Source organism: Pontibacter sp. T17, from assembly GCF_057219875.1.
In genome coordinates this window covers 41549-68401 of record NZ_JBXVVW010000001.1, presented here as the reverse complement: position 1 = coordinate 68401, position 26853 = coordinate 41549, and the positions used below count along the sequence as shown (strand labels likewise).

Annotated in this window: 25 protein-coding genes; 14 read left to right on the top strand and 11 right to left on the bottom strand. The window is 59.9% G+C overall.

Features of this window, described 5'->3' with window-relative positions:
* Positions 1–2 precede the first annotated feature (2 nt).
* From atpH to atpG, 3 genes are read left to right on the top strand one after another with little or no spacing between them, the layout of a single operon-like run.
* The gene (atpH, locus tag AC2D8O_RS00285) at positions 3–560 is read left to right on the top strand and encodes an ATP synthase F1 subunit delta (RefSeq protein ID WP_484676775.1); all 558 of its coding nucleotides are present in this window, start codon (positions 3–5) and stop codon (positions 558–560) included.
* Entirely contained in the window at positions 557–2182 is a 1626-nt protein-coding gene (gene atpA / locus AC2D8O_RS00280; protein ID WP_484676774.1) for a F0F1 ATP synthase subunit alpha, read from the top strand. Before atpH ends, atpA begins: the two co-directional genes overlap by 4 nt.
* Positions 2183–2230: 48 nt before the next feature.
* A complete protein-coding gene (gene atpG, locus AC2D8O_RS00275; protein ID WP_484676773.1) occupies positions 2231–3115 on the top strand; it encodes an ATP synthase F1 subunit gamma in 885 nt (294 codons plus the stop codon).
* A gap of 143 nt (positions 3116–3258) precedes the next feature.
* Here atpG and AC2D8O_RS00270 read toward each other — a convergent pair whose 3' ends face one another.
* The 4 genes from AC2D8O_RS00270 to AC2D8O_RS00255 form a co-directional block, all read right to left on the bottom strand.
* A complete protein-coding gene (locus tag AC2D8O_RS00270) occupies positions 3259–4353 on the bottom strand; it encodes a hypothetical protein (protein WP_484676772.1) in 1095 nt (364 codons plus the stop codon).
* 28 nt (positions 4354–4381) lie between these two features.
* Complete coding sequence (locus AC2D8O_RS00265; protein ID WP_484676771.1) at positions 4382–4909, bottom strand: Riean_0653 family protein; 528 nt, start codon at positions 4907–4909, stop codon at positions 4382–4384.
* A gap of 95 nt (positions 4910–5004) precedes the next feature.
* On the bottom strand, positions 5005–5760 hold the full coding sequence (gene bla / locus AC2D8O_RS00260) for a subclass B1 metallo-beta-lactamase (RefSeq protein WP_484676770.1): 756 nt from the start codon (positions 5758–5760) through the stop codon (positions 5005–5007).
* A complete protein-coding gene (locus tag AC2D8O_RS00255) occupies positions 5757–6356 on the bottom strand; it encodes a hypothetical protein (protein WP_484676769.1) in 600 nt (199 codons plus the stop codon). The genes bla and AC2D8O_RS00255 overlap by 4 nt, the downstream gene beginning before the upstream one ends.
* Before the next feature lie 123 nt (positions 6357–6479).
* Here AC2D8O_RS00255 and smc point away from each other — a divergent pair, with 123 nt between their 5' ends.
* From smc to AC2D8O_RS00215, 8 genes are all read left to right on the top strand, one after another.
* Positions 6480–10034: a chromosome segregation protein SMC gene (smc, locus tag AC2D8O_RS00250; protein ID WP_484676768.1), complete on the top strand. Its 3555-nt coding sequence runs from the start codon at positions 6480–6482 to the stop codon at positions 10032–10034.
* Between the two features lie 282 nt (positions 10035–10316).
* Positions 10317–10913 carry a T9SS type A sorting domain-containing protein gene (locus AC2D8O_RS00245; protein WP_484676767.1) on the top strand — a complete coding sequence of 199 codons (597 nt, stop codon included), beginning with the start codon at positions 10317–10319 and terminating at the stop codon, positions 10911–10913.
* 2 nt (positions 10914–10915) lie between these two features.
* Positions 10916–12145: an exodeoxyribonuclease VII large subunit gene (gene xseA / locus AC2D8O_RS00240; RefSeq protein WP_484676766.1), complete on the top strand. Its 1230-nt coding sequence runs from the start codon at positions 10916–10918 to the stop codon at positions 12143–12145.
* Positions 12146–12388: 243 nt separating this feature from the next.
* Positions 12389–12847, top strand: a complete 459-nt coding sequence (locus tag AC2D8O_RS00235; protein ID WP_484676765.1) for a hypothetical protein — start codon at positions 12389–12391, stop codon at positions 12845–12847.
* An 80-nt stretch (positions 12848–12927) separates the two neighbouring features.
* Positions 12928–15117: a TonB-dependent receptor family protein gene (locus tag AC2D8O_RS00230; RefSeq protein WP_484676764.1), complete on the top strand. Its 2190-nt coding sequence runs from the start codon at positions 12928–12930 to the stop codon at positions 15115–15117.
* 46 nt (positions 15118–15163) lie between these two features.
* The gene (locus tag AC2D8O_RS00225; RefSeq protein WP_484678255.1) at positions 15164–15703 is read left to right on the top strand and encodes an RNA polymerase sigma factor; all 540 of its coding nucleotides are present in this window, start codon (positions 15164–15166) and stop codon (positions 15701–15703) included.
* Between the two features lie 78 nt (positions 15704–15781).
* Positions 15782–16204 (top strand): hypothetical protein, encoded by a 423-nt coding sequence (locus AC2D8O_RS00220; protein WP_484676763.1) that lies wholly within the window; start codon positions 15782–15784, stop codon positions 16202–16204.
* Between the two features lie 35 nt (positions 16205–16239).
* Entirely contained in the window at positions 16240–16719 is a 480-nt protein-coding gene (locus tag AC2D8O_RS00215) for a hypothetical protein (RefSeq protein ID WP_484676762.1), read from the top strand.
* 133 nt (positions 16720–16852) lie between these two features.
* Here AC2D8O_RS00215 and AC2D8O_RS00210 read toward each other — a convergent pair whose 3' ends face one another.
* Positions 16853–17629: a 3-hydroxybutyrate dehydrogenase gene (locus AC2D8O_RS00210; protein ID WP_484676761.1), complete on the bottom strand. Its 777-nt coding sequence runs from the start codon at positions 17627–17629 to the stop codon at positions 16853–16855.
* Positions 17630–17764: 135 nt separating this feature from the next.
* Entirely contained in the window at positions 17765–19804 is a 2040-nt protein-coding gene (locus AC2D8O_RS00205) for a M13 family metallopeptidase (RefSeq protein WP_484676760.1), read from the bottom strand.
* 144 nt (positions 19805–19948) lie between these two features.
* On the opposite strand from AC2D8O_RS00205, the gene AC2D8O_RS00200 reads away from it, so the two are divergent.
* Entirely contained in the window at positions 19949–20818 is an 870-nt protein-coding gene (locus tag AC2D8O_RS00200) for a UbiA-like polyprenyltransferase (protein ID WP_484676759.1), read from the top strand.
* An 82-nt stretch (positions 20819–20900) separates the two neighbouring features.
* Here the strand turns inward: AC2D8O_RS00200 and AC2D8O_RS00195 are convergent, their stop codons facing one another.
* From AC2D8O_RS00195 to AC2D8O_RS00185, 3 genes are read right to left on the bottom strand one after another with little or no spacing between them, the layout of a single operon-like run.
* Entirely contained in the window at positions 20901–21107 is a 207-nt protein-coding gene (locus AC2D8O_RS00195; protein ID WP_484676758.1) for a hypothetical protein, read from the bottom strand.
* A 43-nt stretch (positions 21108–21150) separates the two neighbouring features.
* A complete protein-coding gene (locus tag AC2D8O_RS00190; protein ID WP_484676757.1) occupies positions 21151–21417 on the bottom strand; it encodes a cytochrome b5 domain-containing protein in 267 nt (88 codons plus the stop codon).
* A gap of 58 nt (positions 21418–21475) precedes the next feature.
* On the bottom strand, positions 21476–22477 hold the full coding sequence (locus AC2D8O_RS00185) for an aspartate-semialdehyde dehydrogenase (RefSeq protein WP_484676756.1): 1002 nt from the start codon (positions 22475–22477) through the stop codon (positions 21476–21478).
* A 107-nt stretch (positions 22478–22584) separates the two neighbouring features.
* Between AC2D8O_RS00185 and AC2D8O_RS00180 the strand changes: the two genes are divergently transcribed.
* Positions 22585–23253 carry a hypothetical protein gene (locus AC2D8O_RS00180; RefSeq protein ID WP_484676755.1) on the top strand — a complete coding sequence of 223 codons (669 nt, stop codon included), beginning with the start codon at positions 22585–22587 and terminating at the stop codon, positions 23251–23253.
* A 70-nt stretch (positions 23254–23323) separates the two neighbouring features.
* Here the strand turns inward: AC2D8O_RS00180 and AC2D8O_RS00175 are convergent, their stop codons facing one another.
* Entirely contained in the window at positions 23324–24475 is a 1152-nt protein-coding gene (locus AC2D8O_RS00175; protein WP_484676754.1) for a homogentisate 1,2-dioxygenase, read from the bottom strand.
* 112 nt (positions 24476–24587) lie between these two features.
* Between AC2D8O_RS00175 and recR the strand changes: the two genes are divergently transcribed.
* Positions 24588–25208, top strand: coding sequence for a recombination mediator RecR (gene recR, locus AC2D8O_RS00170; RefSeq protein ID WP_484676753.1), 621 nt, complete (start codon positions 24588–24590; stop codon positions 25206–25208).
* On the opposite strand, the gene AC2D8O_RS00165 is transcribed toward recR, so the two are convergent.
* Positions 25205–26800: a mechanosensitive ion channel family protein gene (locus AC2D8O_RS00165; protein WP_484676752.1), complete on the bottom strand. Its 1596-nt coding sequence runs from the start codon at positions 26798–26800 to the stop codon at positions 25205–25207. The two genes, recR and AC2D8O_RS00165, sit on opposite strands and share 4 nt — an antisense overlap.
* Positions 26801–26853 lie beyond the last annotated feature (53 nt).

Sequence of the window (26853 nt, the reverse complement as noted above, 5' to 3'; positions counted from 1 at the left end):
CCGTGCTGCAGGATCGTATTGCCAAACGGTACGCCTCGTCCATCTACGGACTGGCGAAAGAACAAGGCAAGGCCGAAGCCCTGCTGTCTGACTTTCAGGGGCTCCAGCAGCTGCTGAAGGAAAGCGCCGAGCTGCGCAGCTTTCTGAATATGCCCCTCCTCTCGCCCGAGCGCAAGGCCGCCATTCTGGCCAAAACCCTCGGTGGAAAGGTAGACGGCCTCACTGCCCAGTACATCGATGCCATCGTGCGCCGCGGCCGCGAAGGCGTGCTCTGGCAGATTGCCCGCGAGTATGTGGAGCTCTACAACACCGCCCACAACCGCACTCCGGTAGAAGTCCGTTCTGTAACGCCACTCTCTGCCGACCACCGCAAAGCCCTCATTGAGAAGGTCGAAAAGGAGATGAAGACCACCGTCGTCCTCTCCGAAGTCGTAGACCCCGCGCTCATCGGTGGCATCGTCGTCCGCGTTGGCGACAAACTCTTTGACGGCAGCGTAGCAAGCGCCCTCCGTCGCATCCAAAAGCAATTCTCTGACAACCCCTACATCGAGAAAATATGATCGAAGTACGTCCTGACGAAGTATCCAGCATACTTCGCGAGCAGCTCTCGGGCTTCAAGAACGCCCAGCAGCTCGAAGAGGTTGGCACCGTCCTCCAGGTGGGCGACGGTATCGCTCGCATCTACGGCCTCAGCAGTGTTTCTGCCGGTGAGCTCATCGAGTTCGAAAGCGGCATGAAGGCCATGGTGCTCAACCTGGAAGAAGACAACGTAGGTGCCGTACTCTTCGGCTCGTCCGAAGGCATCAAGGAAGGCGACACCGTGCGCCGCTCCGGCACCATCGCTTCGATCAAGGTAGGCATGGGTATGCTCGGCCGCGTCATCAGCCCCCTCGGCGAACCCGTCGACGGCAAGGGCCCCATTGCTGGCGAGCTTGTAGAAAGCCCTCTTGAGCGTAAAGCCCCCGGTGTTATCTACCGTCAGCCCGTGGCTGAGCCCCTCCAGACCGGTATCAAGGCTATCGACGCCATGATTCCCATCGGCCGTGGCCAGCGCGAACTCGTGATCGGTGACCGTCAGACCGGTAAAACCGCCATTCTGATCGACACCATCCTCAACCAGAAGGCTGCTTTCGAAGCCTGGAAAGCCGCCAAGGCCAAGGGCGATGTAGAGGGTATGAAGAAGGCCGCTCCCGTATTCTGCATCTATGTAGCCTGCGGTCAGAAGGCTTCTACCATCAAGCAGATCGAGCGCGCCCTGTCAGAGAAGGGTGGCATGGAGTACACTGTTATCGTGGCTGCTCCTGCTTCGGCGCCCGCTCCGCTCCAGTTCTTTGCTCCGTTCTCCGGTGCTGCCATCGGCGAATATTTCCGCGACAACGGCCTCCACGCACTGGTTATTTATGATGACCTCTCCAAGCAGGCAGTTGCTTACCGCGAAGTGTCGCTGCTCCTCCGCCGTCCCCCCGGACGCGAAGCCTACCCTGGCGACGTATTCTACCTGCACAGCCGTCTCCTCGAGCGCGCGGCCAAGATCATCGAGAACGATGCCATCGCATCGCAGATGAACGACCTCCCCGCTTCCTTCAAATCTTTCGTGAAGGGCGGCGGTTCGCTCACCGCGCTCCCCGTTATCGAAACGCAGGCAGGTGACGTGTCGGCCTACATCCCGACCAACGTTATCTCCATCACCGACGGTCAGATCTTCCTCGAGAAGGATCTCTTCAACTCGGGCGTGCTCCCCGCTATCAACGTAGGTATCTCCGTATCCCGCGTAGGTGGTAGCGCACAGATCAAGTCCATGAAGAAGGTATCCGGCTCGCTGAAGCTCGAACTCGCTCAGTACCGCAACCTCGAAGCGTTTGCTAAGTTCGGTTCCGACCTCGACGCTGCTACCATGCGTCAGCTCAGCCGGGGCCAGCGCAACGTAGAGCTTCTGAAGCAGGCCCAGTACGATCCCATGCCCGTCGAATTCCAGACGGCGGTCGTATATGCCGGCGTTAACGGTCTGCTCGACCGCGTACCCCTGAACCAGGTCAAGGCTTGGGAGAGGGAGTACACCGCCATCCTGCAGAACAGCCACCGCGACACCCTCGACGCCATCAAAGCGGGCAAGTTCGACGGTGCCATCGAAGGTGTGCTGAAAGCTGCCGCTGCTGAAGCTGCTTCACGTTTCGCCAACTAATCTTCTGAAAACCGGAGCCCCACCCGGGGCTCCTTTTTTCCATAAGGTATGCCCAGCCTGAAGGATATTAAATCGCGGATCAAGTCGATCCAGACCACGCAGAAGACCACCAAGGCCATGAAGATGGTTTCGGCGGCCAAGATGCGTAAGGCCCAGGACAACCTGATGCGCCTCCGTCCCTACGCAGCCAAGCTCAATGAGCTCATGTTCCGCGTGATTGCCAGCCTCGAGGGTGCAGCGTTCAGCAGCCCCTACGCCGAGGAGCGCCCCGTGGTCAACAAGGTGCTGGTGGTAGTGGTGGCTTCTAACCGCGGCTTGGCAGGTGCGTTCAACAACGCTATCTGCAAGCAGGGCCTCGTCACCATTCAGGAAAAGTTTGCCGACCATCATGCCCAGGGCAAGCTGGAGGTTCTCGCCATTGGTAAGCGCGCCTTCGACTTCTTCAAGAAGCGCGGCTTCAAAATGGTCGAAGACCGCAACTTCGATGTCTATGCCAACCTCACCCCTGCCACCGTGCTCGAGGTGACTGACATGGTCATGAACGGCTTCCTTGCGGGCGAGTGGGACCGCGTTGAGCTCGTTTTCAACGAGTTCAAGAACGTCATGTCGCAGAACCGTGTCAGCGAGCAGTTCCTGCCCGTGCAGGTACCCACCGAGGCCGACATCAAGCCTGCCGACTACATCTACGAGCCCGGCCGCGAGGAAATCCTCACCAGCCTCATCCCCATGATTCTCCAGACCCGCTTCTACCGCGCCATTCTGGAAAGCAATCTGGGCGAGCATGCTGCCCGTATGATGGCCATGGACAACGCCACAGAGAACGCCAACGACCTGCTTATCCAGCTGCGTCTGGTGTACAACAAGGCGCGTCAGGCGTCCATCACCAAGGAGCTTATCGAAATCGTCAGCGGCGCCGAGGCACTCAACGCCTGACAGCTGCTTCGATTCTCAACTTGCACACTGCCTGCTGGGTTCTCCCGGCAGGCAGTTCTTGTTTCTGGAGGATGGCATCTGGCAGCGTACCACACCAGCACAGGCACGGGTGTGTTGCATGTGCTGGCTGCCGTTACCAGGTATCAGCGTTTTCCGGCAGGACGCGGCTGGGGCTGGGCTGGCTTCGGAGCGGGGTTGGGCTTCTGCCAGAACTTCAGGCGCTTCCAGTTCACATTCACGCCTTCACTGGTGGTGCGCTGGTTGCGCTTCTGTAGCGAAATGCGCCGCCCAAGCGTCACACCCCTCGCATACACTTCAGGGCCGCGGTTGGCGTCAAACATCGGCGTCACCATCTGGTGGTAGTCTATGTACCACCGCTTGTAGCCCAGTCGCAGGAAAAAGCCCAACTGAACGGGCTCTATCGGCATGTCACTCCCAGGTGTGTAGATATATTGCCGCTCCCCGTTTTCCTCAAATATCCGCTTGTGCTTGCCAAACAGGTAGATATCAACCAGCGTCCCAAGCTCCACCGATAGTTTCTCGTTCCACAGGTGCGCCCCCGCCGCCGCCGATACCCGCAGATATGTCAGCGTCAGTTTCGACTTCCGGTTCGACCAGAAGTCGTTCGTGAAGTACGGGAGCACAATCGGCTTTGTCGACGTCGCATACCCGTGCGCAGGGTCTTCATCAGGGTAGATGGACAGGTTTCCGCCTTGGGTGTCGAAAATCAGGGGATCGCTGAAGCGGAATTTCTTTGTGATGGAGCCCACTCCCAGCGAAAAGGAATAGAAGTTACGGCGGTCAGGATGCAGCAGTTTCCGCCCGGTAATCATGAAGTTGTCAATCAGCAGCAGACCCGAAATAGAGCCCATGCCCTGCGGCGTATACACCAGCCAGAAAGGGTTCAGCGTGCGCAGGTCATTGTAGTCGGCCACGGTTACCAGATCGCCTGCATCCGGTCCTATAAACGAGTTGGTCGTCAGCGCGGTGTTCAGCGTGATCTTCCATTCAGAGAACTTGTTCCGCGTCAGCTTGTGGAAGGTCTGGTTCAGGTCCCGACTGAGAAAGGCCCCCACACGGCGGGCCTCTTTCGCCATCGTATCTACAGCACCGTCCACTCGGTTCACCACGTCCTGCCCCTTACCCACCGCATCCATCATCTGCGACGATACATTGATCTGCCCACGCGTCAGTATCGGGACAATCAATGCCAGAACTATCAGGAGTGCCTGTTTCACTCCTCAAAAGTAAGCAATCTGCGCCTGCTCAGTATGCGGTGTACAGCAGGTCAAACTGGCCTTTGGTTACTCGAATGTTGCCGCAGCTGCCGGCCATTTCCAGTTCAAAGCGCCCGGCAAGTATCTGCCGCGAAGGGTCATGATAAGTCACCTCCAGAAAACCAGCACTCTTTTGGCCCGACGTACTGAAACAGCGGGTTAGGCGGTTGGCAAACACCACTGATGGCACCAGGCTGTCGCCACCATAGTTTACCGCCCGTAGTTCATAGCGCCCTGGGCCATTGACTCCCAGCACAGTAATCTGAATGTCTTCGTTATAATCGTTCAGATGGTGCCGCTTGGCGTAAATATCCAGTGTGCCGGTGCTCGACAGATCAGCTTGAACACCCGCCCAGTTGTCGCTTTTGGCTATCCAGGGCTGGCTGTTCACAAGGGCAGCCAGGGTCTTGCTTCCGTTCTGTGTTGGCGGCGGCAGTGTGGTGGGGGTCGGGTTGTCTTCTGTGCAGGCGCTTGCCAGTGCAGCGGCAGTTACAAAAGCCAATAATCGCGTGTACATAGGTGAGTGGTAGTGAGTGCCTCAAAACTAGAGGCTTACACGCACTCCATTCCCCAATAAAAGTTAAAGATAGGCCCTGAAAATGCAACGGTTTCTTAACGGCCCACTGCTTTCAGTCCATCCATGTGTGCCTTGTGGAGGGCTCGCGTGTGGTTGTAGAGAAAAGCACTGCCTGGTGCGCCATGACCCGGCACCACAATCTTCACGCCCGGTGTATGCGCTTCCACATAGTCCACGGCTTTGCTCCAGTGGGTCAGGTCGCCGTCTGCGGTGTTGCCCATGTCCCCAAAATGCGCCGCACGTATCATGCAGCCGCCAAATAGCGTGCTGTGCATCGGCAGCCATATGGCGATGTTATCAGGAGCATGTGCGGGGCCAGGGCTCAATATCTCATAGCTGAAGGCCCCAAAGGTGTACACGCCTGCCTGTAGACTGCTATCGGGCACAGGCAAACCCTGCTGGGCACATCGGCGGGCTGTGTGGGCCGTGCTCACTACCCGCACACCGGCTTTGCGCAGCACTTCGGCTCCCGCCACGCGGTCGTCGTGGGCGTGGGTCACAATACATTGCCTGATGGGTTTGCCAAACCGCTCGCGTACTTCCCGCAGCAGCTGCTCGGTCTGGCGTTCATCCCACGGGGTATCTACCAGCAGCACGCTGTCGGCAGTAACCACCACCAGTCCGTTGCTCGGGAAAAACTTGCCGTTCAATAGTTTGTAACTCTGGTGCATGAACAGCCCTGGCGCCAGCCGCATCAGGCCCAGTTTGGGCTTGGGAGCCGGTGTCAGGCCTGCGAACAGCGTTAGGCAAAGGGCCGATGTAACGGCCAGCGGCATCAGGCGTTTCATCATTCCGGTCGGCGCAATACTTCCCCAAGGATGAAGGCCTGTCGGATGCTCCGCGGGTCTTTCATTGCAGCCCGCAGTTCGGCGGCCAGCGTATTGTTGTCGGGGCTGGGGTCGGTTTTCTTCTCAAAATTCTGGAAGTCTTCGGCTGCCGCAGCCTCTACATCCACCAGTAACGACTGTCCTTCTGCCAGCGACCGCACCTCTTGGTACTCCTCTATCGACTCATAGCCACGCAGCTGTCGCTCTAGACTGCCGGTCACTCCGCCCTCTATCACCGCGCTGGCATCAGCTTCCACTTGGCTCTGCCAGCGCTCCCGGTTGCTTGTCGGCGACTTCTGGTCCGCCAGCGATGGCGCACTCAGCGAGTGGCGTTCCTGTAGTTGTTTTTTCAACTGCTTTTGCCGGGCAATCATCTCCCGTTCGGTAGGGCCACTGCTCCGCGACAGCTGATTCTGCTGTTGCTTCATCAGTTTCTTCAGCTCCTCAGCCCTGTTCGTGTTTACCCCCGCCTGGGTAATGGCCTTCTTGATGGCCTGCACCAACGAGAAGATGAATACTCCTATAAAGAATAGGATGAAGAGTGTGTCGAATAATTCCATGGCGGTGCGGATTTTCCACAGCTGTGGGTAAGCCCTGTTCCTACCCCCAACTTACACATTTCGCGCACTAGCTTTGCTTTCCCGTATTTCCATCCCGCGCAGGCGGCGCGCTTACCCCTCACCGTGAAACTTACCGAACTCGAAATCCAGGGCTTCAAATCCTTTGCCGACCGTGTCAAGCTTCGCTTCGATGCCGGTATTACAGGCATTGTGGGCCCTAACGGGTGCGGTAAGTCCAACGTCATCGATGCCATCCGATGGGTGCTTGGCGAGCAGAAAACCCGAAACCTGCGCTCCGACAAGATGGAGAACGTCATCTTCAACGGTACCGACAAGCGCAAGCGGGCCGCGATGGCTGAGGTGTCCATGACCCTCGAGAACAACCGCAACATCCTGCCTACCGAGTACGCTACCGTCACCATCACCCGCCGCCTCTACCGCGACGGCGACAGCGAGTACCTGCTCAACGGCGTGGCCTGCCGCCTCAAGGACATCAGCAACCTGCTGATGGATACCGGCATCGGCGCCGACAGCTATGCCATCATTGAGCTCTCCGCTGTCGAAGACCTCCTCACCGACAAGAACAACGCCCGCCGACAGCTCTTCGAAGAGGCCGCAGGTATCAGCAAATACAAGCTTCGCAAGAAGGAAACCCTCGCCCGAATGGACGAGACGCAGGCGCACCTCACCCGCGCCGAGGATCTCCTCACCGAAATCGAGAAGAACCTCCGCGCCACCGAGCGGCAGGCCAAGCGCGCCGAGCAGTACCTCGAGGTCAAGAAGTCGTATCGCCAGCTCAGTTCCCAGTTTGCCCTGCTCCGCCTCCGCGCCTTCCGCGAAACCCAGCAGACCGTCGAGGCCGAAGAACAGGAGTTGGTAGACAGCCTCACCCAGTTGCAGGCCCGAATCGCCGAAGCCGACGCCAAAATCCAGGAACTCCAGGCTGAGCTCATCCGCCGAGAGGAGCAGGCCGCCGACCAGCGCCGCATCCTCGCCGATCACCAGCAGGCTATCCAGAAAGCCGAGAACGACCAGGCCCTGCGCCAGGAACGCGGCAAGTACCTTGTGCAGCGCGAAGCCCAATTGGCCGACCAGCTTTCCGGCGAGAAAGACCGTCGCACCGAGTACGAGGCCGCAATGCTCCGCCTCGAAGGCGAGATAGACGACGCCAACGAAACCTACGATAAGCAGGAATTTCTGCTCGTGGAGCTGGAAAAGGAGCTGGAAGAACTGCGCACGGCCATTACCCACCGTCAGCGCCAGTTCGAGGAAACGCAGGGCCAGGTGCGCAGCCGCGAGGGCCAGTTGCAGGGCCTTCAGCGCGAGTTCGAGCGCCGCACCATTCAGATACAGGGCCTCCAGCGCGAACTTCAGCGCACACAGTCAGAGTCCGCCGCCCGTGTCGAGGAGATGGAGGACTATGCCGCCCGCCTGCGCCGCCTCAAGGCCGACATGCAGGGCATGGAAGCCGAGCAGCAGCGCCTCATCGCCGCCCGCGCCACACACGAGCAGCAGGTGGCCGAACGCACCGCCCGCCTCAACCAGCTCCGCGAAGAGCTGTACCAGCAGCAGCGCCTCCTCGACATGCGCCAGCAGGAGTACACCCTCACCAAGGGGCTTGTCGAGAGTCTCGAGGGCTTCTCCGAGTCGGTCAAGTTCCTCAAGAAAAACACCTCCTGGAGCCGTCAGGCCACACTGGTTTCCGAGGTCTTCTACACTCCCGACGCCCACAAGCTGGCCGTCGAAGCCGTGCTGGAACCCTGGCTCAGCTACTACGTGGTGGAAACCCGAGCCGAAGCTGCCGCCGGGCTCCGCCTCCTCCGCGATGGCTCCAAGGGCCGCGCCCATTTCTTCATCCTTGAGGAAATCCGCCTGTGGCAGGCCCGCAACACCCAGCCCGCCCCCGAACTGCCCGCCGGTGCCCGCCGCCTGGCCGACATCGTCGAGGCCAGCCCCGAGCTCCAGCCCCTCGTCCAGTACCTCCTCGGCAACGCCTGGCTCCTCGAAGGCCTCAACCCCGACACCGCCTTCGACCCCTTCGTCACCGTCGTCGATACCTCCGGTGCCATTCTTACCCGTGGGGTAGGGCTCTCCGGCGGAAGCATTGGCCTCTTTGAGGGCCAGCGCATCGGCCGTGCCAAAACACTGGAGAAGCTGGGCCCGCAGATCAAGTCCATGCAGGAGCAGGTGGAAGACCGTCAGCAGCAGCTGGCAGCCGAAACCGAAGCCCTGCAACAGTTGGTCGCAGAAAACCCCGCCCAGCGCCTCGAAGCCCACCTCCGCGAAATGCAGCTGACCCAGCGCCAGCTGTCGGTGCTTCAGGCCAAGGACGACGAGTATCAGGCCTACCTCGAGCGCATGCGTGCCCGCAGTGGCGATGTAGACGGCGAAATCCAGCGCCTCGCCCGCGAGAACGAGGCCGAGCAGCCCCGCCGCGAACAGCTCCAGGACGAACTCCACCAGCTGACCCAGCAGCTCGACACCCATCGCCGCGAGCTCGACTCCCGCAGCGCCCGCCTTTCTGAGCTTACCCAGCGCCACAACCAGGAGAACATCCGCTTTGTGGAACTGAAAAACCGTGTCGCAGCCCTCAAGAAAGACTTCATCTTCCAGCGCGACCAGCTCGCCGGCCTCGACGTCTCTGCCGAGAAGCAGCGCGAGGAGCTCGACCGCATCCGCACCGACCTCTCCGCCCTCGCTCAAACCGACGGCTCCTACACCCAGACCATCCTCGAACTCTACGAGACCAAAGCCACCCTGACAACCAAAGTGCAGGAAGCCGAGGAGAAGGTCGCCTTCATCAAAAACGCTGTCTTCCAGCAGGAAAACACCCTGCGCGAGGAGCGCCGCCGCCGCGAAACCGTGCAGGAGCGGTATACCGCGCTCAAAGACCGCCTCACCGAAATCCGCATCCAGGAAAACGCGATGGTGGAGCGCATGCAGGTCGAGTTCCAGATCGAAGTCGCAGCCCTCAAGCCCGACGAGCTCTTCGACCAGCCCCTCGAGAGCTACAGCCTACCCGACATCGAAGCCGCCATGCTGCGCTTCCGCGAGCAGCTCAACCGCTTCGGCGAGGTCAACCCTACCGCCATCGAGGCCTATCAGGAAATCAAGGAGCGCTTCGACTTCATCAACACCCAGCGCGACGACCTCCTCAAGGCCCGCGAAAACCTCCTCGAAACCATGCGCGAGATGGACGAAACCGCTCTCGCCAAGTTCAACGAGACCTTCGCTGCCATCCGCGAGAATTTCCAGCGCGTCTTCCGTACACTGTTCACAGAAGAGGACACCTGCGACCTCACCCTCGTCCGTCCCGAAGATCCCCTCGAGAGCCCCATCGAAATCATGGCCCGCCCCAAGGGCAAGCGGCCTCTCACCATCACCCAGCTCTCCGGTGGCGAAAAAACACTCACCGCCACCTCGCTCCTCTTCGCTATCTATCTCATCAAGCCCGCCCCCTTCTGCATTTTCGACGAAGTGGACGCGCCCCTCGACGACGCCAACGTCGATAAATTCACCAACATCATCCGCGAATTCTCGCGCGACAGCCAGTTCATCATCGTCACCCACAACAAGCGCACCATGGCCCGCACCAGTGTTATTTATGGCGTCACCATGGAAGAAACGGGCGTCTCGCGCGTCCTTCCTGTCGACCTCGTCGCCCTCAAGCTGGCCTGACAGAATTTGGTTCGAAAGGAAATCGCCATTTTGTTTGGGCCTTCCATAAAAAGTTGGCCGCTTTTGCGCGAAATTTGCTAGCTGGAAATAGTCCGTTCAACCGCTGCTGGCGCGCATTTCTGGGGGCACACTTACCTATGGCTGAGAGCAAACCTTTTTCCGGTTTGTACATCCAAATGGCAGGTCTATCTACCGAAATCTGCTTCACGGTTGTGCCGCACACGATTTCGCGTACGCTATGCACTGATGTTTACCCGAGGCGCAAGACATATCTGGCTTCTGATGCTCGCAGCGCTCATGCTGCAGGCAGGGCCGTTGTCTGCCCTCTCGCAACAGACTGCCCAGCGCCGGAACACTCCCACCGAAGACGATTCGCTCCTCTCCAAGCGCCGTACAGGTACCGTTGTTAACGGGCCCATGCCCGTCGAAATCGGTAAGCCTAATCCAAATGAGGGGCAAAGTCGTCTTTTCTTTGGCCTTTTGCCCAACCCCTTTTCTACTCGCCCCGAGGCACCCCAGCAGGATGGCGGTAAGGCTCGGCCAAAGACAGGCACTGGCAGCAAAGGATCCACTGGCCCCGAGATCCGCTATACTCAACAGCTGCCCGACTCCGTCGGCAAGGGCTCGCCACGCCTGGGCACGCCCTTCCCCAATCCTGCCTCGGCCGAAGTCAAAATCGAGTACAGTGCAGGCACGGGTTCTACGGTCGTTTTGCACATCTACGACTTCCTCGGAAAGCCCGTCAAGTCGCTCAGCCTCCGTAAGAACGGCACCAGCATCCTGCTCGATGTCAACAACATGCAGCCCGGCATCTACTTTTACTCTCTCGAAGTAGACGGCAAAATCATTGGTACCAAGCGCTTGGTAATCAGCCGCTGACCATGCTCTTCGATCCCAAGCCGCCAGCAAGTGAAGGGGCGCTCACTGTCACCGGTCTCAACCGCCGAATCAAGGCCCTCCTCGAAGAAACCCCCGATCTTCAGCGTGTCCGCGTCAAAGGCGAAATCGGCAGCCTCAAGAAGCATACCTCAGGCCACTGGTACTTCAACCTCAAGGACGATGTCAGCCAGATTTCGGCGGTCATGTTCCGCGCCCAGGTAGCCCGCAATCCCTATCAGGACTTTCGCGAAGGCGACCTCGTCGTCGCGCACGGCAGTGTCATGGTGTACGAGGCCCGCGGACAGTACCAGCTGCTCGTCGAGAAGATGACCCCCGCTGGGCTCGGCGAGCTCTACCGCCGCTTCGAGCGCCTGAAGGCTCAGCTGGCCGAAGAGGGGCTCTTCGACCCTGCCCGCAAACGTCCGCTGCCTTCTTTCCCTCGTAAGGTGGCGCTCATCACCTCGGCGTCTGGTGCCGTCCTGCACGATATCCACCGCACGCTACAGCGCCGTGGGTGGCCCCTCCACCTCGTAGTGGTGCCCGCCACTGTGCAGGGCGTCGAGGCCCTGCCTACGCTGCTGCGTGCCCTGAAGCAGGCCCAGGCTATTCCTGGCGTCGAGGCCGTTGTCTTTGCCCGTGGCGGCGGCTCCATCGAAGACCTCTGGTGCTTCAATGAGGAAGCCCTGGCCCGCGCTGTGGCGGCCTCTCATGTCCCTGTCGTCTCGGCCATTGGCCACGAAACCGACTTCACCATCCTCGATTTCGTCGCCGACCTCCGCGCCTCCACGCCCACGGCCGCCGCCGAGCTCCTCGCGCCCGAAAAGCTCGCCTGGCTTCAGTACCTCGACGAGCTCCAGCAGCAGCTCGGTCACTACCTCCTCACCGGCCTGCGACACCACCGCCGCGACCTCCACCTCCTCCATACCCAATTGGGGCAGGCACTTCAGCGCCCCCTTTTTCAGGCCCGGCAGGATTATCAACATCTGCACTATCAACTCGCCACCGCCATGCGCCAGCAGTTGTCGCACGCCCGGGTTCAACTCGCCACGGCACAGGCCACCCTCGCTGGCCTCGACGTCCGTGAAGTCCTGCAAAGAGGGTATGCCCTCGTCGAGGATTCCGCAGGAAACCGCGTTACTTCCTCCCAGCTTTTGGCTAATGACCAGCTGTTGACCGTTCGGTTGAAAGATGGCGCCGCAAACGTCCGCGTGACCTCCGGGGATAAGCAGTAACCGATTGGTCACCAACTGCTTTTGCACACGGGTGTCTCCTCGCAAGGACATTCTGTCCACTCTAGTGGAAAAGGTTTTGGACACCCACACCAATATTCCCCCGATACTTGCCGTTCAATTCCCACTGCCCAGCCAAAGAGGGAAACCGCTTTGGTCTTGGCAGGGTTTGTTCGTGGGCTGTGGCCTCCTGCTGTATACCGATCAACCGGTGGCCTCAGCGATTGTTGTACCTAAAACCTTTTCATGGATCGCTTTCTGAAGATCACCCTGTCCGCAGCGCTGTTTCTGGCCTTCTGGCCGTTCCTCGCTGGTAGTGCAGGGAGCAACAGGAATGACTCGATTCTATTCCTGAACCGCGAAGCTGAGCTGCGCCACTACATGCGCAAGCACATGATCGACGAAGAATGGATTCGCGTTGCCAAGCTCGAAGCAGGTGCCCAACTCGATAGCCGGGTTGCCAAGCGCGCCAACAACTTCTTCGGGCTCCACAAAGCCGGTAAGCGCAAGAGCACCGCGGTGGGACGCTACCATTTCTACGCTCGCTATGCTTCGGCGGAAGATTGTGTCCGCGACATCAGGCTCTGGTGCGAGATGAGCCCCCGCAAAGAGGGCGAAAGCTTTGAGCGCTTTCTCCGCCGTCGCGGCTGGAACCACCATTCCGACTACTGGCAGCGCCTCCGTGGCGTCCGCATTGCCAGTTAAGCATTCCCACTTTCGGGTAAAAGGCAACCACACTTGCGTGGTTGCCTTTTTTATTTGAAAGTTGCGCGTATTATTGAAACATGATTGCATCTCTCAAGGCATCAGGCCTGGTTAAGAGGAGCGTGGTTCTGGCCATCTTCGGCGTGCCCTTGGCAGCCTCCGCACAGGACTCCACCAAAGCCGTAATCGACACCATCATTGTACAGACAGCCCGGCCACAGCATTGGCTGCTCGACGGTCCAGCTGCTGTCTCGGTCATCTCCGTCGACGACCGCGTCCGGCAGATGCCCAACCTCACCACTGCCGATATGCTCCGCACCGTCCCCGGCCTGCAGCTCACCCCCCGCTACAACAGTGGCCTGGGCGAGCGGCTGGTCATGCGGGGAGCTGGCGCGCGCGCCAGCTTCGGCATCCGGGGCACCTACATCTCCCTCGACGGCATTCCCCTCACCTTCCCAGACGGTCAGGCGCAGTTGCAGGGCATTGAAATGGTAGGCATGCAGGACCTTACCGTCATCAAAGGGCCTGCCGCCGCACAGCTGGCCTACGGTGCAATGGGCGCACTTCAGTTCACCAGTCTGCGCCACACCAACACCTTCGAGGCCCAGGCACAGACGCTCTTCGGCTCCTTCGGCCAGCAGCGGCACTTCCTCGCGCTCGGCTCCCGCGTCAAGGGCTGGGAGTTCTCGGTGCAGGGTTCCATCCAGCAGTTCGGTGGCTACCGCCCCAACAGCCAGGCTTACAGTCGGTATCTCTACACCCGCATCGCACACACCGGCAAGCGCGGGGGCTATATTCAGTTCACCGTCGGTAACCTCAATGTTCCGCGGTGGCTCAACCCCTCCAGCCTCACCCTCGCCGATGCCCAAGCCGACCCCCGCCAGACACGCGACTTCGTCATCCAGCAGGGCGCTGGCAAGTCGGTGAAGCAGGGTTTTGCCAGCTTTCTCTGGGAAAAGGAGGGGCAGAAGCGTTACCACAACGTCTTTCATTTCAGCATGGTAACGCTTGACCGCGGCCTCACCAATCCCATCCCAGGGGCTTTCATCACCACCGAGCGCCGCTCTTGGCGCATCCGAACCTCCTACGGCAATCTCACCTCCACCAGATACAACAAGCTCCGCTGGGAGCTCGGCTACCAGACGAGTGCCACCGTCGACCAGCGGCGGGAATACCAGAACCTCGGCGTACCCTCTGGTTCGTCCGTCCCTGACGCCTGGGACAGCCCGGACATGCGCGGGCCAATCACGGTAAATCAGGAGGAAAGTGCCTTTGCTGACCAATGGAATCTCCTGCTCCAATATGACCTCACCCCCAGAATGACACTCACCGGGGGCTTCGTCGCCGAGACGCGTTCGGCCTGGGTCAGCCGTGATCCTAAAGAACGCAATTGGTTCTTCAACATCTTCCCCATCTTTAAAAAGGATAATCAGATTGTCCTGTATTCGAATAACGCCCCCTTTGTTGGCCTTAAGTGGAAGGTTAAGCCCACTCAGCAGGTGTATTTCAACGTGTCGCGCGGCTTTCAGGCGCCCACCCTTGTCGAACTCACCAACCTGCCCGCCGCCGACACCTCCCGTTGGCTCAACTACGACCTCAAGACCGAATCTACCTGGGCCGTGGAAGTAGGCTGGAATGGCACCGAAGGCGCCTTCGCCTGGCAATCTTCCCTGTACGCCAACTTCATCACCAACCAGATTCTCCCCTTCCAGAATCCCGGCAGCTCGGAAATCACCTACTACCGCAACGCCGGGCGCAGCTACCTCATCGGCCTCGAGTCGGCCCTCACCTGGCAGTTCTCGCCCCAGTGGACGTTCATCGGCGCCCTCACCGTGCAGGAGGCCCGCTTCACTGAGTACGAACTACAGGGCGTAGACCTCAAGGGCAAGCGCCAGCCCGCCATACCCCCCGTCAACCTGGCCGTACAGGCCCTGTGGCGGCCCTGGCGCGCGCTCTCGGTTATGGCCAACGCCCGCTACACCAGCGGGTTCCCCCTCAACGACTTCAACGGCACCCCGCCCGGCTCGTCTCTGTCCAATGCAGACACCCGAAACCCTGGCCTCGTCATGCTCGACGTGCAGGCTGGCTGGACCTGGCAGTGGGGCCGCCACCGCGTCGACCTTACAGGCGGTGTCAACAATCTCCTCAACCAGCGCTGGTACAGTGGCGTCGTGCCCAATGCAGCTGCTGGCCGCTACTTCGAGCCCGGCCCGCCCATCAACGTCTGGACAAACCTCAGCTGGCGCTTCGCCAATGGCCGCACCAGATAACGCCCCCGGTGTTATACTTGTGGCAAACCTCTGCTGAACCATCGAAATCACCGACGAGATACTCCTCGAGCGATTCCGGAACCCTGATACGGCCTCCTGGGCGTTCAACCTGCTGGTACGAAAGTACCAGCAGCAGTTGTATCGTGTCATTCGCCGTATCGTCATTGACCATGACGAGGCCGACGACATCCTGCAGGAGGTGCTGGTAAAGGTCTGGCACAACCTCGGCTCTTTCCGCGCCGACGCCAAGCTCTCTACCTGGCTGTATAAAATCGCTACCAACGAGGCCCTCTCTGCGCTCCGCAAAAAGAAGCGCCGCTTCCTCCTGCCCCTGGGCGATGTCGAGCGCGAACTGGCCGCCAAACTCGACTCCACGCCCTACGTCGACGGCGACGCCATCCAGAAGAAACTCCAGAAGGCCATGCTCCGCCTGCCCGAGCGCCAGCGCGTCGTCTTCCAGCTCAAGTACTTCGAGGAAATGAAGTACGAAGACATGGCCGAGGTGCTCGGCGTTACCGTAGGGGCCCTCAAGGCCAGCTACCACCACGCCGTGCAGAAAATTGAAAAATTCATGACCGAGCCTTAAACCTTTGCTCGCGTCATGCGTTTCACCTTCACCATCTGTGCACCCGCCGCTTATTGACCACTCTCTACATCAGCAGCCATGTTAGACCTCGAACACAACCCCCACCTTAAGGAAGACATCTTCCGCGCGCCCGAGGGGTATTTCGATAATCTGCCCTATCGGATGCAGATGCGCATTGCCCCCCGGCAACAGCGTCAGGGCTTTCGTTTCCAGTGGGCCGTGAGTGTGCTGCGGCTGGCGCTCCCCATGGTGCTGGTAATGGGCATGGTGGTGGCTGGCGGCATTGGGCTTCCTGCCACATCCGACCCCGAGGATACCCTCTATCAGGCGCTCCACGCCAACATCGACGCCTACGATACCCGTCTCCTCATGGAGGTTGCCGCAGAAACCCTCCCACAGGGCCCAGCGCAGGCAGCTGCCTCCGCCAGCCAGGTGGATGAGTACATCCTCAACAGCCTCGACACTCAGGAGCTCATCGACGCCTACACCCACCAGAACTGACCCTCTTCCATCCTTACACTTCTTATCGCCACGCCATGTTTCGTTTCCGCGCACTTCTCTCGATGGTGGCTTTCCTCCTGCTCTCCATCTCTTCGATGGACCTCTACGCCCAGGGCGGTGGTTTTCTGCAAGACCGTCTCGAGCAGATCGAAGCCATGCGGGTCGCCTATATCACCCGCGAGGCTAACCTCACCCCCGAAGAAAGCCAGGTCTTCTGGCCTGTCTACAACGAATACCTCCGTGAAACCGATGAGAGCCGCCGCGAGGCTGCCCTCGACGCCATGGATGCAAAGCGAAATTTCGCCGTCATGACCGACGCCGAAGTCGAGCGCGCCCTCGACCAGATGATTGCCTACAAGCAGGAGGAAATGGAGCTCCAGCGCAAGTATCTCGCCCGCTTCAAGCAGATTCTCCCTATCCGCAAGGTTGCAATGGTCTATAAGGCCGAACGTGGCTTCAAGCGTTACCTGCTTCAGCAGCTGCGTGCCCGTCAGGGAGCTGCCGGTGGCCGCTGATCAACTCCGCTCCCCATACTCTGGTAAGGCATTCCGAGCGAAACGAACGTGGAGTAAACCCGTAGGGGCCCTGTAAGCATAAACCCCCGCCTGGATTCCAGGTGGGGGTTTGCATTTTGTACAGCCGGGCCGATTACTGTGCCGACCAGCCGCCGTCTACCGGTATTGCCGTTCCGGTGAACGTCGCTCCGTTGTCTGAGGCCAGCAGCAGCGCCAGATCTGTCAGTGTGTCAATGGACACAAAGTCCTTGATGGCCTGCTTCTTCAGCATCACCTTGGCCACCACTTCTTCTGGCGTCATGTTGTGGGCCTTGGCCTGATCGGCAATCTGCCCTTCCACCAGCGGCGTCTTCACATAGCCGGGGCAGATGGCGTTGGCCGTGATGCCATGGGGGGCGCCTTCCAGTGCCAGTGTTTTCGTCAGGCCTACCACGCCATGTTTTGCCGCGATGTACGCACTCTTGAACTCGCTGGCCCGCAGCCCGTGCACACTTGCCACGTTGATGATGCGGCCCCACTGCTGCTGCATCATCCGTGGCCACACCAGCCGGGATGTATGAAATGCCGAGCTCAGGTTGATTGCGATGATGGCGTCCCACTTCGCCACTGGAAACTCATGCACCGGCGATACAAACTGAATGCCCGCGTTGTTTACCAGCACGTCTACGCCGCCCAGCGTCTGTTCTGCCTGCCGTATCATCGCCTCTATCTCCTCGGGCTTCATCATGTTGGCATTCGAGAACAGCGTTTTCACGCCATAGGTCTTGCCCACTTCGGCAGCGATATCGGCGCCGTTGGCTTCCAGGCCATTCAGCACTACATTGTAGCCTGCTTTCGCAAAGCCTTTGGCCATGCCAAGGCCTATGCCGCTGGTGCTGCCGGTAATCAATACGGTACGGGGTGTTGCCATGGTTGGGGTTCGGTTTAGTTGGGTTTTCGGTTGGGTAATGCTTTCAAACCTAACACTTTTGCCCGCCCCCCCAAACGCAGACGCGCACCTTTTGAGGGGTGCGCGCCGCGGTAAGGGGATAATGGATATCCTAAGTTACCAAATTCTGGCTTGTTTTTCAGCAGGCCGTACCATCCTACTGCCGTCCTGGCACTGGAAGGCTTCTTTGAACTCTGGCATGTTCGACAGTGGCCCGTTGATCCGGTATTTCGCCGGGCTGTGCGGGTCGTTCTTCACCTGGTTCTGCAGGTAGGCGTTGCTGGCGTTGTTGCGCCACACCTGGGCCCACCCCAGAAAGAAGCGCTGCTGGGGCGTAAAGCCGTCAATCTTCTCGCCTTTCTTGGCCTGCTCGGTCTTCATGAAGGCGTAGTAGGCAATCGTCAGGCCACCAAGGTCGGCGATGTTCTCGCCCAGCGTCAGCTGTCCGTTCACGTGCGTAGAGTCGTTCACCACGGTGTAGGCGTTGAACTGCTCTACCACTACGCCGGCACGCTCGCGGAATTTCTTGTCGTCCTCGGGCGTCCACCACTCGCGCAGGTTGCCGCTGGCGTCAAACTGGCGACCCTGGTCATCAAAGCCGTGGGTCAGTTCGTGGCCTATTACCGCGCCCATGCCACCATAGTTCACGGCGTCGTCGGCGTTGGGGTCATAGAACGGCGGTTGCAGAATGCCAGCCGGGAACACGATCTCGTTCATCGGCGGGTTGTAGTAGGCATTCACCGTTGGGGGCGACATCAGCCACTCGCCGCGGTCGATCGGCTTGCCCAGCTTGCCAATGTTTTCGTTGTGGCCAAAGGCGTTGGCGGCCAGTACGTTCTGCACATAGCTCTCGCGGCCGATGCTCAGGCTGCTATAGTCTTTCCACTTGTCCGGGTAGCCAATCTTGTTCACGATGGCGCGCAGCTTCTCCTGGGCTTTCAGCTTGGTGCTGTCGCTCATCCACTCCAGCCCGGCAATCCGCTCGCTGAACACCTGCTGGATGTTGCGTACCATTTCCAGGCAACGCTCCTTCGCTTCAGGTGTAAAGGCCCGCTGTACGTACTCCTGACCCAGGGCCTCGCCCAGCGAGTTGTTCGTCTGGCGCAGCACGCGCTTCCAGCGGGGCTGCATTTCCTTGGCCCCGCGCAGGGTCTTGCCAAAGAAGTCGAACGACGCCGTCACGAACGGCATGCTCAGGTAGTTTGACAGCGACCGCACCGTGTGGAACTTCTGATACAGCTTCCATGTGTCCAGCGGTGTGCTCTTCAGCAGGCCGTTCAGGCCCTTGAAGTAGTCGGGCTGGCCTACAATCACGTAGTCAACCTTGGTGGCACCAATGCCATTCAGATAGGCGGCCCAGTCCATGTCGGGCGTCAGCTTGGCCAGTTCGGCCATCGTCATCTTGTTGTAGTTCAGCTGCGGGTTGCGCAGGTCTACATACTTGCGCGACACCTTCGCCAGCGCCACTTCCAGAGCCAGAATATCGGCAGCACCTTTCTTGGCAGCGGCGGCGTCCAAGCCCATCAGGCCCAGCACCTGCTCCACATACGCCTGATACTTACTCCGGATGTCCTGCTCATAGGCGCCGGTGCCGGTGTAGTATTCGGGGTTGCCGAGGCCCAGGCCGCTCTGGCCCAGGTTCAGGGCATACTTGCTCACGTCCTTGTCGTCCTGGCCCACGTACACGCCAATCATGTTGGCAATGCCCTGGCGCTCCAGTTCGGTCACTACGCCCAGAAACTCTGCCGGGCTCTTGGCGCCGTCAATTTTCGTCAGCAGGGGCTGAATCGGCGTCAGGCCCGCTTTTTCAATCGCGGCCGAGTCCATGCCAGTCGCGAAGAAGTCGCCTACACGTTGGGTATTGGTGCCTTTGGCTGCGTTGGCGGCAGCAGCGGCCTCCAGCATTTCCTTCAGGATCTTCTCGTTCCGGTCGTTCAGTTCGTTGAACGCCCCATAGCTGGCTTCCGTAGCAGGCAGCGGGTGGCCTTTCTGCCAGCCGCCGTTTGCATAGGCGTCAAAGTCGTCGCACGGAACAATGCTTGTGTCAATGTTGGCTACATCAATGGCTTTCGAGCCGATGCCTCTGTTTTCGACAGCCGTACAGGCCGACAGCAGCAGAAGCCCAGCGCCCAGCCAACTGGCGTTGAAGTTGCGCATGTGTGAAGTGGATGGATGTGTGTAGAAATGAGTGTGCACTAAGTGCACCCATAGGTACGAAATGCCCGCTGTAAACTCAATGCCTTGGCCGTCTGTTCATTGAGAAACCTCCCACTACGCCTATCTTTGAGGCCATTTTCTGCCATGCTCAGCCGCTATCTGTCCTTCATCAAATTCAGCCATACGGTTTTTGCGCTGCCGTTCGCGCTGGTGGGCCTCACCCTCGGCTTCCGCGACACCGCCGGCTTCGATGGCTGGAAGCTCATTTACGTGCTGCTCTGCATGGTCTTTGCCCGCAGCGCCGCTATGGGCTTCAACCGCTGGGCCGACCGCCGTTTCGACGCCGCCAACGCCCGCACCGCCACCCGCGAGGTCCCCGCTGGCCTCATCTCGCCCACTCAGGCCCTCGCCTTCGTCATCTTCAACTGCGTGGCCTTCGTCGTTTCCACCTGGTTCATCAATCGTCTGTGCTTCTATCTGTCGCCGGTGGCGCTGGCGGTGGTCCTGGGCTACAGCTATACCAAGCGTTTCACCCCCCTGTGTCATCTGGTGCTGGGTGTGGGGCTGGCGCTGGCACCCATCGGGGCCTACATCGCCGTCACCGAGCAGTTTGTCACTGGCATCGTGGTGCTGGGCGTGGGCGTCTTCGCCTGGGTCGCTGGCTTTGATATCGTCTATGCCCTGCAGGACGAAGCCTTCGACCGCTCGCAGGGCCTCAACTCCATCCCCGTGATGCTGGGCACCGTCGGGGCCATTCGCACTTCGGTGGCGCTGCACGTCGTTAGCTTCGCCGCTATGGTAGTGGCGGGCGTCCTCTTTAGTCTGGGCTGGGTATTCTGGGTGGGCGCCGTGTTCTTCGGCGGGTTCCTCGTCTACCAACACCTCCTCGTTAAGCCCGGCGACCTCAGCCGCATCAACGCCGCCTTCTTCACCGCCAACGGCCTGGGCTCGGCCATCTTCGGGGGTCTCGCCATTCTCGACATCATGCTGGCCTCCGGCTGGCTTGCCCGCTGATACGCGCGCTCTAAAAAGCAGACAGGCTGCTCCCTTTGGAAACAGCCTGTCTGCCGTAATGTGCTTTTGTCGTGTGTCTGTACTAGCAACCCATGTTGCGGAAGGCTTTGCCCATACGCTTCTCGGTGTCTTCATCAGAAGACGCCGAGCGGCTGGGTTCGCTTTCCTCACTGGGGGTCGCCAGGGCTTTCTTCGCCTGCTCCATAGCCTGCAAACGGCGCAACAGCTCCGTCCGCGCACGGCTCACCTCTTCGGCGCTCAGTTTGTGTTCGGCTGTCTGTTCGGTCATCGTTCAAAATTATGAACAGATGCCGTATCAAATCTTGGACACTTCAGCCTAATCTTCCCACAGCCTTGAATTTTGCAAACACACGCTCGGTGTGTGGCGCGTCCTGCATCTCCGGTGTCAGGTCCTGTCCGGCAAAATGTTCGTAGTGCTTGCCGTTCCGCCACAGTCGGCTGGCCGTTACATCATACACTACCCCCTTGAACGCCACCCACGTTTCAGGTTTGTCCTGGCCGTTGCGCAGGGCCAGTTCGCTCCGGCTGTATACAGGCAGAGCGGCCAGTTCTTCAGGGGTGGGGGTGATGAAATCCATGGGGTAGAAAATGGGGTAGGGAAGGGCCATCCCTTCCCTGTGGGCTAATTTGGGACACTCAGGCTGTCACCAACTGGGCCTTCAGCAGGGCTTGTGCTATCTGCACGGCGTTGGTGGCAGCGCCCTTGCGCAGGTTGTCGGCGACGACAAACAGGTTCAGGCTGTTCGGCTGACTCTCATCTACCCGGATGCGCCCTACAAACACCTCGTTGCGCCCGTGCGACAGCCGTGGCATCGGGTATTCTTTCGCCGCCGGATTGTCCTGCACCACCACGCCCTCGGCTTTCTCCAGCACGGCACGCGCTTCAGCGGCACTCACTGGCCGGGCAAACTCCGCGTTCACGGCTTCCGAGTGGCCGCCTACCACAGGCACCCGCACGCAGGTGGCCGTCACGGCCAGCCCCGGCAGCCCCATGATTTTCCGCGTCTCGTTCACCAGCTTCATCTCCTCCTTGGTGTAGTCGTTGTCCAGAAACACGTCGCAGTGCGGCAGACAGTTCAGGTCGATGGGGTGGGCGTAAGGGCTGGTAGCCAGCGTGGCAGTGCCTGACCGTTCGCCCATCAGCTGGTCATAGGCTTTCTTGCCCGTGCCCGTCACGCTCTGAAAGGTCGTGATCACCAGGCGCTTCAGGCCAAATGCCTCATGCAGTGGCTTCATCGCCACCACCATCTGGATGGTCGAGCAGTTGGGGTTGGCGATAATGCCTTTGTGACTGCGCAGGGCTTCGGCGTTCACTTCCGGCACCACCAGTGGCACGGTCGGGTCCATGCGCCACGCGCTGCTGTTGTCAATTACCAGTGTGCCTACGGCCGCAAACTTGGGTGCCCATTCCAGACTTACACTCCCGCCCGCTGAAAACAGCGCGATCGTCGGTTTTCGGGCTACAGCGTCTTCCATGCTCACAATGGTCCAGTCCTGTCCTTTGAAGGGTACGGTCTGGCCTACGCTGGCGGCACTGGCTACCGGCAGCAGGGTGGTGACGGGGAACTGGAATTCTTCCAGTACGCGGAGCATCTCGCGGCCCACCAGGCCGGTGGCTCCTACTACGGCGACGATCATGCCGCAAAAGTAGAGATGGGCCAATACATCCAATCGTCTGCGCCGGGGTTTTTTTAATTTGCGCTCAGGCACATACGCCTACGGTCCCTCTCCTCTCTACACCCGCCATGAACTTCTACCGTGCATTTGCCGTCCTGACGTGCGGCGCGCTCCTTGTTCTGTCTTCCGCCTGCAAGGACGACACCGCCCAGCAGGCACAGGCTGCCGCTGTCGACAGCCTGCCCAAGCCCACTGCACAGGGCTTCTTCAAGCTCTTCCGTCTCCAGCGTCTGCCCGTCACCCTGCCCGATCCCGCCATCAAGGCTACTTCCCTCAGCCCCGCTCCCATCGATTACACCAAGAATTTCCTCGTGGGCAAGGGCCTCCTCATGGACGACGTGCCCAATAACTCCTACATCCCCTACACGTTCATCTCCACTGGCGATAAGCCCTTCCGTCTTGTTGTCGTGACGCAGGAGAACGGTACCGGTGTGCATTACTGGCTCTGCACCGTCACCCCCGAGGGCAAGCTCATCGACAAGCGCCAGGTGGCATTTGAGCTCATCGCCATCGGCCTCGACCACCGTCGTACGGCCTCCATCGATGCCAGCCTGCAGGTGCGCATGGAAGAAATCCGCATCGAGACACAGGTAGCCCGCAACCGCTCTGAGCTCGACGCCATGGGCTCGGCCCAGAAGAGCAGCCGCACGCAGTCGCAGCTCACCACCGCCATCGGTCCCGACGGCCGTTTCACCTCCGAGGTGCCCGAAGCCGCCGGCAACACCGAAGTCCGCTGAGGTCTCAAAATCATCGAAGTCAAAACGGGCGCCATCGGCGCCCGTTTTGACTTCTGTACTTGGCCCGTTATTACAGCCAGCTCTGGTGGTAGTCCGGCATTTCGATGCCCATTGCTGCTTCCGTCACCATCAGCGGGCGGAAGGTGTCTACCATCACGGCCAGTTCCTTCGTCTCCTTGGCCCCGATGCTCTTTTCGATGGTGCCGGGGTGTGGCCCGTGCGGTATGCCCGCCGGGTGCAGCGTAATCTGCCCGCGCTCAACGCTTTTCCGCGACATGAAGTCGCCGTCTACATAGTACAGCACTTCGTCGCTGTCCACGTTGCTGTGGTGATACGGCGCTGGAACAGCCAGCGGGTGGTAGTCGAACATGCGCGGCACAAAGCTGCACACCACAAAGTTGTGCGCCTCAAAGGTCTGGTGCACTGGCGGTGGCTGGTGCACCCGTCCCGTGATGGGCTCAAAGTCGTGTATCGAGAAAATGTACGGGTAGAAGCAGCCATCCCAGCCGATGAAGTCGAACGGGTGGTTGGCATAGGTGTAGGGCCACAGCAGGCGCTGCTTCTGTATGCGCACGTCAAAGTCGCCCTCGTCGGTGTGGGTCACAAGGTCTACGGGGCGGCGCAGGTCGCGCTCGGTGAAGGGGCTGTGTTCCAGCAGCTGCCCGCTCTTGCTCATGTAGCGCTTCGGGAAACGGATGGCGCTGGCGCTCTCTACGATGAACAGCCGGTTGTCGGGCGTGTCAAACGTCAGCTGGTAAATCACCCCGCGCGGTATGTGCACATAGTCGCCGTATTTGAAGGCCAGCTTGCCGAAGCCCGTGTGCAGCGTGCCCATCCCTTCATGGATGAACAGCAGTTCGTCGGCATCGGCGTTCTTGAAGAAGTACGACATGCTCTTGCGCGGCGCGGCCAGTATCACCTGCACGTCGCTGTTGGTCAGCACCACCACACGGCTTTCCAGATAGTCGTCTTTCGGCTCCACCCGAAAGCCCCGAAGGCTGCGCATTTTCAGGTTGCGCTCCACCGCAATCTTCGGCGTCACGTCTTTCGGCTCGCCCACATGCTTCACCCGCGTCGGCGGAAAGTGATGGTAAACAAGCGAGTACACTTCCGAGAAACCCTCCGTGCTCACCAGTTCCTCATGGTACAGTTGCCCGTCGGGGCGGCGATACACGGTGTGGCGCTTCTGGGGCACCTGGCCCAGTTGATGAAAGGGAGGCATGTGCTGTGCGGTTGGTTCCGCCAAATCTAGCGTATACCGCTCCCCCGTACAACCGTTAGGCTCATACTTCCGCCGTCCGTAACGTACCTTTGAGGCCTGCGCCCCGTCATAAATGGAATATCCCAGCAAGTACATACAGGCCGCCGTCGAGGGCTTCTCGCGCCTGCCGGGCATCGGCAAGAAAACTGCCCTGCGCCTGGCACTGCACATCCTCAAGGCACCCGAGCACGAGGCCGAGCTGCTGGGGCAGGCCATCATTGACCTCCGCAAAAACACCCGCCGCTGCGACACCTGCGGCAACCTCTCCGACGACGTCACCTGCAACTACTGCCTCTCGCCCCGCCGCGACGACCGCCTGCTCTGCATTGTTGAGGAAACCCGCGATCTACTCGCCATCGAGAAAACCGGCCAGTACCAGGGCCGCTACCACGTGCTCGGAGGCATCATCTCCCCTGTCGAAGGCATTGGCCCCGACCGCCTCAACATCGACCGTCTCGTCCAGCGCGTCGAGGCCGGTAAGTTCGAAGAGCTAATCCTGGCCCTGCCCAGCAGCATGGAAGGCGAAACCACGGCCTTTTACCTGGCCCGCCGTTTGGGCCACACCGGCGTGAGAATGAGCAATATCGCCCGCGGTATTCCCGTAGGAACCGAGCTCGAGTTTGCCGACGAACTCACCCTCGGCCGCTCTCTGCTCAACCGCATGGCCTACACCCAGCCCGGCAAAACCTCCTAGCTGGCCGCGCCCTCTTTGCTCCCTGGCGCCAGATATACCATTTGCGTCGGGAAGGCGTACTGCACACCTAATTCCTTAGCCAGATTCAGCAGGAACATGTTCACTTCGTGCCGCACGGCAAACTCGTCTTCCGGTGCCTGCATGTGCACGTTGATGCGGATGTTCAGTGAGGAGGCTGCGTATTCGTGGAAGAACGCCTGCTGGAAGTCGGTTCGCAGGCGGGGGTGTGTTATTACGTAGTCGCGCACCCGCTGGCAGAATTCCTCAATCTTAGCTGGAGGAGTGTCATACGTCAGCCCTACAATACACAGGTAGCGCTGAAACTGCCGCAGCCCCATGTTCTCGATGACGGCGTCGGTCAGCTTGGCATTCGGCACGTACAGTATCGAGTTGTCGAACGTCCGCACCCGTGTGGCGCGCAGCCCCACATTCAGCACGATGCCGCTCTTGCCTTCGAAAATGATGTAGTCACCAATCTGGAACGGTTTGTCCAGCAGTATCAGAATCGACCCCAGGAAGTTCTTCACTGTATCCTGCGCGGCAAGGGCCAGCGCCAGACCACCCACCGACAGCCCCGCCACCAGTGTCGTCACGTCAAACTCCAGGTTGCGCAGCACCAGTATGCCGCCTGTAATGCCCAGCAATACCTTCAGCGACCCGGATAGCAGAGGGGCCAGGGCCTCGTTCAGCGTGTGGCCCTGCTCTGCTCCACGCAGAATGGTCACTTTCGCTATCAGGTTCACCACCTTGAACAGTGCCAGAATCAGATACAGCGGCATGGCAATCCGCACACCCAGCATCAGGTAGCGCGCCAGGCCCACCGGCAGTTGCAGCATTGGCAGCAGCACGCCCAGTACAACACAGCACACAAACAGCGCCAGTCGCCGCCGTGCTGCAACGGCCTCTTCATCCGTCGGCTCCAGCCCAAAGCGCCGTGTCAGCCGGTTCGATAACAGCCGCAGTATCAGCCGCAACAGGCCATAGATTATCCACAGTGCGGCCACCAACAGCCCGATCCCCAGGTATTGCCACCGTAGCAGCCCCAGCGTTTCGCCCCGCAGAAACTGCGGCATGTCGCGGGTCCAGTTGTTGTAGCCAAACGGATATACCCGGCTGTGCAGCGTTGGAATGGCCTCTACAGTGGCCTTGCTGAACACCCAGCGGCCGTTCACGTGGTCCAGGCGCACCTGCGGCAGCGAATTGAAAGGCGTGTAGACGTCTGTCGAGTCCTTGCCATTCACCTCATCCGGCGCCTGCTCGGGCTTCAGGGCCAGTCCCATGCCGTCCAGTAGCTGGCGCAGCATTACCGCCCGCTCGGCTCGTACACTGGCGTCCAGCTCAGGGTGATACATCAGCACTGCAGCCCGGTCGCGGTCTACAGGCTCGGTGTACAGCACGTCTTTGAAGAGCTCCAGGCTTGCACGGGGGGTCAGCATCCGGCTGCGCATCAAACGGCTGCTGGCGGTGCCCGGTTGGCTCTTCACGGCGGGTTGTGCCGCCGTTGTGGTCCCACCCATCAGCAGTAGAAATACCATCAGCAGACGGCCAATAACCAGCAGAGAGGGGCGCAATTCAGCGTTATGGGAGGGCATTCGCAATTCAGGCCAAGTTTGTGTGCAATTTTAAGGCATCATCTGCCTGCCTG

Coding starts and splice junctions, on each gene's coding strand:
- atpA (WP_484676774.1), top strand. CDS start 557: ATGATCGAAGTACGTCCTGACGAAGTATCCAGCATACTTCGCGAGCAG.
- atpG (WP_484676773.1), top strand. CDS start 2,231: ATGCCCAGCCTGAAGGATATTAAATCGCGGATCAAGTCGATCCAGACC.
- AC2D8O_RS00265 (WP_484676771.1), bottom strand. CDS start 4,909: ATGTACACGCGATTATTGGCTTTTGTAACTGCCGCTGCACTGGCAAGC.
- bla (WP_484676770.1), bottom strand. CDS start 5,760: ATGATGAAACGCCTGATGCCGCTGGCCGTTACATCGGCCCTTTGCCTA.
- AC2D8O_RS00255 (WP_484676769.1), bottom strand. CDS start 6,356: ATGGAATTATTCGACACACTCTTCATCCTATTCTTTATAGGAGTATTC.
- AC2D8O_RS00245 (WP_484676767.1), top strand. CDS start 10,317: ATGCTCGCAGCGCTCATGCTGCAGGCAGGGCCGTTGTCTGCCCTCTCG.
- xseA (WP_484676766.1), top strand. CDS start 10,916: ATGCTCTTCGATCCCAAGCCGCCAGCAAGTGAAGGGGCGCTCACTGTC.
- AC2D8O_RS00235 (WP_484676765.1), top strand. CDS start 12,389: ATGGATCGCTTTCTGAAGATCACCCTGTCCGCAGCGCTGTTTCTGGCC.
- AC2D8O_RS00230 (WP_484676764.1), top strand. CDS start 12,928: ATGATTGCATCTCTCAAGGCATCAGGCCTGGTTAAGAGGAGCGTGGTT.
- AC2D8O_RS00220 (WP_484676763.1), top strand. CDS start 15,782: ATGTTAGACCTCGAACACAACCCCCACCTTAAGGAAGACATCTTCCGC.
- AC2D8O_RS00215 (WP_484676762.1), top strand. CDS start 16,240: ATGTTTCGTTTCCGCGCACTTCTCTCGATGGTGGCTTTCCTCCTGCTC.
- AC2D8O_RS00210 (WP_484676761.1), bottom strand. CDS start 17,629: ATGGCAACACCCCGTACCGTATTGATTACCGGCAGCACCAGCGGCATA.
- AC2D8O_RS00205 (WP_484676760.1), bottom strand. CDS start 19,804: ATGCGCAACTTCAACGCCAGTTGGCTGGGCGCTGGGCTTCTGCTGCTG.
- AC2D8O_RS00200 (WP_484676759.1), top strand. CDS start 19,949: ATGCTCAGCCGCTATCTGTCCTTCATCAAATTCAGCCATACGGTTTTT.
- AC2D8O_RS00195 (WP_484676758.1), bottom strand. CDS start 21,107: ATGACCGAACAGACAGCCGAACACAAACTGAGCGCCGAAGAGGTGAGC.
- AC2D8O_RS00190 (WP_484676757.1), bottom strand. CDS start 21,417: ATGGATTTCATCACCCCCACCCCTGAAGAACTGGCCGCTCTGCCTGTA.
- AC2D8O_RS00185 (WP_484676756.1), bottom strand. CDS start 22,477: ATGATCGTCGCCGTAGTAGGAGCCACCGGCCTGGTGGGCCGCGAGATG.
- AC2D8O_RS00180 (WP_484676755.1), top strand. CDS start 22,585: ATGAACTTCTACCGTGCATTTGCCGTCCTGACGTGCGGCGCGCTCCTT.
- AC2D8O_RS00175 (WP_484676754.1), bottom strand. CDS start 24,475: ATGCCTCCCTTTCATCAACTGGGCCAGGTGCCCCAGAAGCGCCACACC.
- recR (WP_484676753.1), top strand. CDS start 24,588: ATGGAATATCCCAGCAAGTACATACAGGCCGCCGTCGAGGGCTTCTCG.
- AC2D8O_RS00165 (WP_484676752.1), bottom strand. CDS start 26,800: ATGCCCTCCCATAACGCTGAATTGCGCCCCTCTCTGCTGGTTATTGGC.